Here is a 7,352-nt window from a genome sequence, read left to right as displayed (position 1 = left end):
GCAACACGACTGACGGCAGTACGGCGATCTGGTTGATGAATGGGACCGCTATTGCCGCTTCCGGTTTTCCTGGCGGGGTGCCGGAGCCATGGCAAATCGCCGGTGTTGGGGATGTGAATGGGGATAATAGGGCCGATCTCATTTGGAGGAATGGCACCAGTGGGGGTGTGGCCATATGGCTGATGAACGGATTATCGGTGACGGCCGTAGGCTTTCCCGGAAGTGCGTCAACAGCTTTTCAAATTACGGGGGTGGGCGATGTGAACGGCGATAGCAAAGCGGACCTGGTTTGGCGCAACACGTCTGATGGTAGTACCGCGATCTGGTTGATGAATGGGACCGCTATTGCTGCTTCCGGTTTTCCTGGCGGGGTGCCTGCCGTTTGGCATATGGCAGATGCGCGGGATGTAAACGGGGATGGCAAAGCGGATGTGATTTGGCGCAATAGCACGAGTGGAACGGTAGCGGTGTGGCTGATGAACGGGCTGACGATTTCCGCCGTGGGCTTCCCGGGATCGACTTCCTCAGATTGGGAGATTCAGTAGCTCATATATTTCCGTAGTGGAGGGCCTTAGCTCGAAACAAGGCAAGAAGCCATTCGGGTATGGACTATTGAGTAGGACCAAAGAGTGGATGGGAAAAATTACTGATAGGACTTGGCGCACCGCATGCCAATGTATGGACTTTTCTTTTCAGGATTCTCTCGCGCTCGATAGGTTGACCGGGCAAAAATCGAACTCACACTCCAAGATCCTCCACGATGTACTTTCATGGTCCCGGAGTCCGGCCCGCTGGGATTCTGGATGAGCGTCGGTTGGCTCTCATAGGGTGAATACCAATCGAAGACCCACTCGGATACATTTCCAGCCATGTCATGCACCCCAAATGGGCTGACTCCATTCGAGAATGTTCCAGCTTCTAACGGGCCGGCTTTTCCTTGATCCAAAGCCGTTTGCATCCATTCAGCCCATTTCGCAATGGATAAAAATGGTTTCCCTGCCCAATAACTCGCTGTGTTAGTTCGTTGAGAATCCCACGTATTTCCCCAAGGGTAGACATAGCCTTGAGGTCCCCTGGCAGCCTGCTCCCATTCGGCCTCGGTGGGAAGGCGTTTGCCAGACCAGGTGCAATAGGCCGTCGCATCATACCAGGTCACTCCGAGGACCGGATGGTCTGGTTGGTGAAATCGTTCATTCTCCCAGAATGCGGGGGCGTCCCGACCTGTGGATTCAAGGAATTCACGATAGCGGCGATAACTGACCTCATATTGATCAATATAATAGGCATTGAGGCTCACCTGACGTTGAGGAATTTCTGATTGAAAGGCATTGAACCGGACTCCTTCAAAATCCTTCAAAAAGCCAGAAATCTGGTCATCAGTACTTCCCATCCTAAATTCTCCTGCGGGAATCAAGATCATGGGGACGCTATCCTTGCCTGACAGGGCGGACTGAACGGCACCCGGTAAATTCTGTGGATGTAGCCGTGCTTCAAGAACAGCCTCCGGTTGAGATCCGACCGGTTGATCGCTGGTCGCTGGCGGTGAGCCAGTGTCCTTGTTGAACATATTCTCAAAAAATCCGAAAAACCCGGAACTCTCATTCGAGGGTGGATCAACCACAGGGGGAGTGGGGGGGGGAGGAGTGAAAGCGGAAACGGTACCAGGTGATGACGACCTTTGAGGAGGAGTCGCTGCCTGTTTATTTCCACCATTTGGGACAATCTGTGGTTGTGCAACTTTGGCCTCTAGTTCCTTGCGTTCCTTTTCTGCGGCGACTCGTCGTCGCTCTTCTTCCAGGTCTGCCAGTCGACGCGCTTCTGCGGCTTCCTGGCGTTGTTGCTCTTCAGCCGCGATTCGGGCCTTTCTGGCATTCAGGGCGGCCTCTTCCTTCAAGCGAGCGACTCGTTCCCGCTCTTCTTCCAGGTCTGCCAGTCGACGTGCTTCCGCGGCTTGTCTGCGTTGTTGCTCTTCGGTGGCAAGTCGGGCCTGTTCGGCTTTCAATGCGGCCTCTTCCTTCAGTCGAGCCTGTTCTGCCGCCATTCGTTGGGCTTCGGCCAATTGAGCCTGGCGTGTTTGTTCCTGCCTGGCCAAAGCTTCCTTGCGTTCCTGTTCCTCGGCCGCCACTCGTTGGGCTTCGGCCAGTTGGGCCTGGCGTGTTTGTTCCTGTTTGGCCAAGGCTTCTTGGCGTCGCTGTTCCTCGGCCATTCGTCGGGCTTCAGCTAGTTGCATTTGACGCGTGAGTTCTCGTTGGGCCAACGCCTCTTTGCGCCTCTGTTCCTCGGCCTCAACTCTGGCCTGTTCCTCGGCCATTCGACGGGCCTCAGCCAGTTGAGCTTGACGTGTGAGTTCTCGTTGCGCCAAAGCTTTTTTTTGTCGTTCTTCCTCCTCGGCCAGTCTAACCTGTTCGGCTTCCGCTCGCCGTCGTTCCTCTTCGGCAACCATTCGCTGGGCTATGGCCAGTTGAGTTTGAAGCTCTCGTTCTTGTTGTGCCAAGAGTTGTTTGCGCCGCTCCTCCTCAGCCGCGAGCTTGGCTTGTTGGGCTTCTAACGCGGCCTGTTGTTGAGCTAAGAGGATTGCTTGTTCGTGACGGGCCTTTTCAGCCGCCACCCGTCGCCGTTCTTCCTCCGCGGCCACCCGTTTGGCTTCGGCGAGTTGCGTTAAGGCCAGTTGGCGTTGTTCTTCTTCCGCAGCCATCCTGGCTTGTTGGGCTTCTAACGCGGCTTCTTGTTGAGCTAAAAAGGTCTCTTGTTCCTGGCGGGCCTGTTCGGCTGCCACCCGCCGCCGCTCTTCCTCGGCTGCCAGTCGTTGGGCTTCGGCCAGTTGGGCCAGACGAGTTTGTTCTTGTTCCGCCAAGGTTTTCCTTCGTTGCTCTTCTTCTGCAGCAACCCTGGCTTGTTCGGCTTTTAACGCGGCTTGTTCTTGAGCTAACAGGGCCGCTTGTTCCTGGCGGGCCTGTTCAGCAGCGAGGCGCCGGCGCTCTTCTTCCGCGGCCACTCGTTGGGCTTCGGCCAGTTGCGCTTGAAGATCTTTCTCCCGTTGTCGCTGTTCCTTCAACGTTTGGAGAGCCTGTAGTTCAAACTTTTCCCGCTCTGCCTTTAGCGTGGCAGCCTCTTCTGCCAAGGATTTTTGCTTTTGAGCTTGCTCACTCTTTCCAGATGGTACCTTGTTATTGAAGACATCCAAGGGATTTCCAAAACTCTTTAGAATGCCGACAATTGTCTCGACCGTTCCGGGGACAGCATTGCTTGTACCTCCTTGGCGATTTGGGTTGTTCGCAATTTGAGGCCCGGAAGATTTTTTTTCCGGAATAAACACAAATTCTCCCTTATCCGGACTTAACCCCCACATTTCTGGTCTTTGTACATGTTTATGGGTGAGAGCTGCCGATTGCACGTGCTCATCGAGAAAGGTGAAGAGTTCGGATGTGGGAATGATGCCATCGCCGTTCAGATCACCACGGCCTTTCCCAATGCCTTCCAGAAGATAATAGGTAAACACGCTATGTTTCCACTTTGGTCCGGCTAAGGCTTGTTGCCCGGTTCCTCCTGCGGTTATCAATTGGCGGGCAGGTTCACTGGTAATCATCTCCAAATAATTACCGGTCATTGGGGGAAACGAACGCTGACTGCGACCGGCAATGCCTCCATAACAAATATCAATGAGAAATAGGACCTGTTTTGCCGGAAGGGCCTCAGAAAGTTCACGAAGAATCTCCACGCTGATTGCGGTGTCTGGAAGAAGGCCAGGTTCGGTATCGACGGGCATCATATAGCCCACGGGTTGTTGGTTCCCCTTACCTGGAGTTTCTCCAATATGACCCGCAAAAAAAATTATCACCCGATCATCTTTTTGTACTCGGGTCAGAAGATTCTGGCGCAACTCGCGCAGAATCGCCGTTCTGGTGGCTTGGGTGTTGTAAAGTGATGTGACCTTAAATCCCTGCCCCTTGAGCATACCGGCCACGGATTTTGCATCATCGACCGCATAGGCCAGATCGGCGAGATTCAGATATTTATCAATTCCTATGATGACAGCCCAGGCGTTTCCCTGAGTCTCGGCTATATATTGGGCAGGATTTTTTCCGTTGACCGTATTGCTTCGTGGATCTGCCTGCGCCTGTACCGGGAGGAACAATGTGATCAACGGGAATACCAAGAAAGAGAGGAGAAAGAAGCTGGGATAGGCAGGGATTCCTCTCCTCGGGATGGGACGATATAAAACGGAATCAAACACGGGGCACTGGCTCCTGTGAGGAATGTTGGTTTTATTCAAGAAAATTCTCAGAATAAAATAGGCAATGGCCAACTCTCTTTTTGCATCGGATTTTCTCAAGGCCTCCTGGTCTCGTTGCGTCAGATCACCATCGCGTCAAGAATTGGAAGGAGGTGTAGCAGGATTATAGTGGTCTTGTGGCGTTGTCAGTTCTTGAGACCAGTTTACTGGGTCTTGCGTCAGAGATGCGAGTATTGACTTTGTGTCTAGTTCAAAAATTAAGAGACGTTTCGTTCCTTCTTGCAGCCTGACAGTCTTTTCCCTAAATAGAGACCACTATGCCTAGTGGAGAGTCGGTGGACCCGGTGCCCCTGGGAAATATGCATTGACTTCATGGGAGAGAGTTTATACGATCGCCTGGTTTTCTCTACTTCGTCAACATCGCGTTTTTTGGATATGAATCCATCTGATAGCCACATAAGCTGAATGAGGGTGTGAATAAAAACCCTCCTTTTGGACCTGTGGTGTTGAGCGTACCATCCCCCAAACCCATAGTTAAAGTCGATAACTGTGCGTGGACAATTGTGCCAAATTCTTTGTTCAGATTCTTTCGGGAATCCTCTTTGGGGTTATTCTAATTTATGAGGAGCAATAATGAACTATTGGCTCATGCAGAACTTTTTATGTAGACGAATTCAGTCGTTGGCCTGTTTCTTTTTGTTGGCAATGCTCGTCATCAGTCAATCTGTCACTCAAGCCAAAGAATTAAAGGATGTGATTCCTGATCTTTATGGAGGGGATGGATTTCAAACAGATCCAAATTTTGCAGGCAATCGGTCCAATGATTTCGGCAATTCGGTGTTTAATTCATTTAATGAGCTGACCAATGGCATTGGTGCTCAAACAGGGCAATTTGCGGTGAACTCAACGGTGGCGGCGTATCGGTTTGATGTTGAGCGGGGAGTTCCTGTTGAAGTCACCAAAAGCCTCGGACCACTTTTTGCGGAACGGGCTGACACACTGGGTAAAGGAAGATTTGATTTCCAGGTCGTCTGGTCAAATGCCAATTACAAAAAATTTAATGGACAGAAACTGTCTTCTCTCAGTGAAGATGTCTCTCCCACCGCCGGGCCTGGAACTCCGCCGAATGCCCCAGGGTTGGATGAGCTATTACAAGTTAACCTGGATGTCAAAGTGATTACCAATTTTGTGGGATTTTTTGGCACGTTTGGTCTTACGGATAATTGGGACATCAATCTTTTGGTTCCTCTCATCAATAACCAGATCAAAGCAAAGGCGAAGGCGACCATGCTTGATGCCAACGGCGTTCCTTGTACTCAAGGTGGAAATTGTAGCGGCATTTACGTGATCAATGGAACGGCACCCGGCACGGGAGACCCTTCAAAAGACAGTTCTTCGGGGAATAAAACCGGGATCGGAGACGTCCTTCTTCGAACCAAATATAACTTTCTGAAAAATCACGAGGTCTTACCCGATTTGGGGGTACGGGGGGGTGTTTCTTTTCCCACGGGAAACGAAAATAACTTCATGGGAGTCGGAGAGTTCAAATTTGAGGGGTTGGCTGTGGCTTCTAAATATTATTCATCCCCAATCGGAATGATTGGGCCACATGTGAACTCGGGCTTTGTGCTCGTCAACAACAAATCCGAACTGAATCTTTTTACCTATGTGGCAGGGTTTGACCTGGCTCCTATTCCGACCTTTGCTTTCTCTCTTGATCTTCTGGGCCGTCACGAATTGGACGATAAGGATAAAAGCGGAAAGGACATTGTGGACTTGGCTCCCGGGTTAAAATGGGCTCCACTTCCCAACACTCTGCTTCAAGCTGCGGTCCAGCTTCCCCTCAATAAAAATGAAGGCCTCCGTCCGGATGCGGTCTGGACGTTAGGACTTGGAGGAACGTTCTAAGGTATTGAATCGTCACCCTCCCTGCTGCTGTTCTTTCAAGGATGATTTAGCAAAGGAAGGGGCTTGCAGGGGAATAGAAAAATAGAAGAATCGAAAAGCTAATCAATATCTTGCGCGAGGCGAAACCCGATCTGGATACTCCGTGAGTCGGCGTTGTACCCATTTCGAAACGAGGAACGCAAAGATATGGGATCGTTAGTCCAGCCACCTCCTCGCCTCACTCGTGTTCCACAGTTTCCGTTATTCGCCTCTAACCAGGCCGAACCATTTGTTGGGGCATGCTGATAGTCGTCATGCCAGCAGTCCTGGACCCACTCCCATACATTTCCACTCATGTCCTGAAGTCCGAGGCCGTTGGCTTGTCGGATTCCAACCGGCTGGGTTCTCCCGGTACTGTTCGAATTGAACCAGGCGTAGGGCTCAAGCTGTTCTTGTTCTGAGGTTCCCGCCCAAATCTCGTCTTTTCCTCTATTTCTGGCTGCGTATTCCCACTCAGATTCTGTGGGTAGTCGATAGCGACGTCCGGTTCCCTCCGATAACCATTTTGCATAATCGCCAGCGTCTTCCCACGAGACATTAATAACCGGGCGCCTTTCTCGTCCCCACCCCTCATCTCCCGGAAACGCTCGACCCGTCGCCATGGAGAACCGGTCATATTCTTCGAATGTGACCTCGAATCGCCCTAAAGCAAATTTTTTGATATGGACCTTTCGCAGCGGGTGCTCGCCTAATGTATCCTCCCCCCGGCTATCACCCTGCTGAAAAGTTCCGGCAGGAATTGAAACCATTTCAGGGTCCAGATGGATGCTCATCACTGGAGAGACGACTCTCAGTATGGCCATTTTAAAAGCCTTATTCTCCCCAGCTAACCATGTGCCTATACCACCCAATAGAATAACCACCACCCCCATGAGCCCTGTTATCTTCAGCCAACGTTTCTGACGTTTTGCAAGCTGGTACTGCTTCTTCAGCATGGACACGGTTTCTGCATGTGAAGGTTCCTGCGAGTTCAGGCTGGGAATTCGGCCCTGAGATGAAGGCTTCCCGATAGGAACTGATTGTCGTCCGAGGCGGTCAGGCTTTGTGTGCTCAGTCAGGGGGGGGGAGGAAGATTTTTCCGCAGGTAGGGTTGATTGGTTTTCCTCGTTCATGGTATGCGCGATCTGAGCCTGCTCATGCGAAAAATTTCAAGTCGCCTGTCGGGATGGTT

At 51.5% G+C, this 7,352-nt stretch carries 4 protein-coding genes; 2 read left to right on the top strand and 2 right to left on the bottom strand.

Annotated elements, in window-relative coordinates; all coding sequences use genetic code 11:
- Positions 1-545: VCBS repeat-containing protein (locus tag AAH187_RS01900; RefSeq protein WP_342346732.1), on the top strand; the 545-nt coding region annotated here is incomplete at its 5' end.
- A 98-nt stretch (positions 546-643) separates the two neighbouring features.
- On the opposite strand, the gene AAH187_RS01895 is transcribed toward AAH187_RS01900, so the two are convergent.
- Positions 644-4,234, bottom strand: a complete 3,591-nt coding sequence (locus AAH187_RS01895) for an SUMF1/EgtB/PvdO family nonheme iron enzyme (protein ID WP_342346731.1) — start codon at positions 4,232-4,234, stop codon at positions 644-646.
- Positions 4,235-4,867: 633 nt separating this feature from the next.
- On the opposite strand from AAH187_RS01895, the gene AAH187_RS01890 reads away from it, so the two are divergent.
- Positions 4,868-6,142, top strand: coding sequence for a transporter (locus AAH187_RS01890; RefSeq protein WP_342346730.1), 1,275 nt, complete (start codon positions 4,868-4,870; stop codon positions 6,140-6,142).
- Between the two features lie 98 nt (positions 6,143-6,240).
- Here the strand turns inward: AAH187_RS01890 and AAH187_RS01885 are convergent, their stop codons facing one another.
- Positions 6,241-7,293, bottom strand: coding sequence for a formylglycine-generating enzyme family protein (locus AAH187_RS01885; protein WP_342346729.1), 1,053 nt, complete (start codon positions 7,291-7,293; stop codon positions 6,241-6,243).
- Positions 7,294-7,352: the final 59 nt, after the last annotated feature.

Source organism: uncultured Nitrospira sp., assembly GCA_902500695.1.
In the GTDB taxonomy this organism is placed as follows: Bacteria; Nitrospirota; Nitrospiria; order Nitrospirales; family UBA8639; genus Nitrospira_E.
This window is presented reverse-complemented; position numbering and strand designations above follow the sequence as displayed.

What these genes read in the sequence shown, in the direction of transcription:
- AAH187_RS01885 (WP_342346729.1), bottom strand. Translation starts at nt 7,293, where the DNA reads ATGAACGAGGAAAACCAATCAACCCTACCTGCGGAAAAATCTTCCTCC.
- AAH187_RS01890 (WP_342346730.1), top strand. Translation starts at nt 4,868, where the DNA reads ATGAACTATTGGCTCATGCAGAACTTTTTATGTAGACGAATTCAGTCG.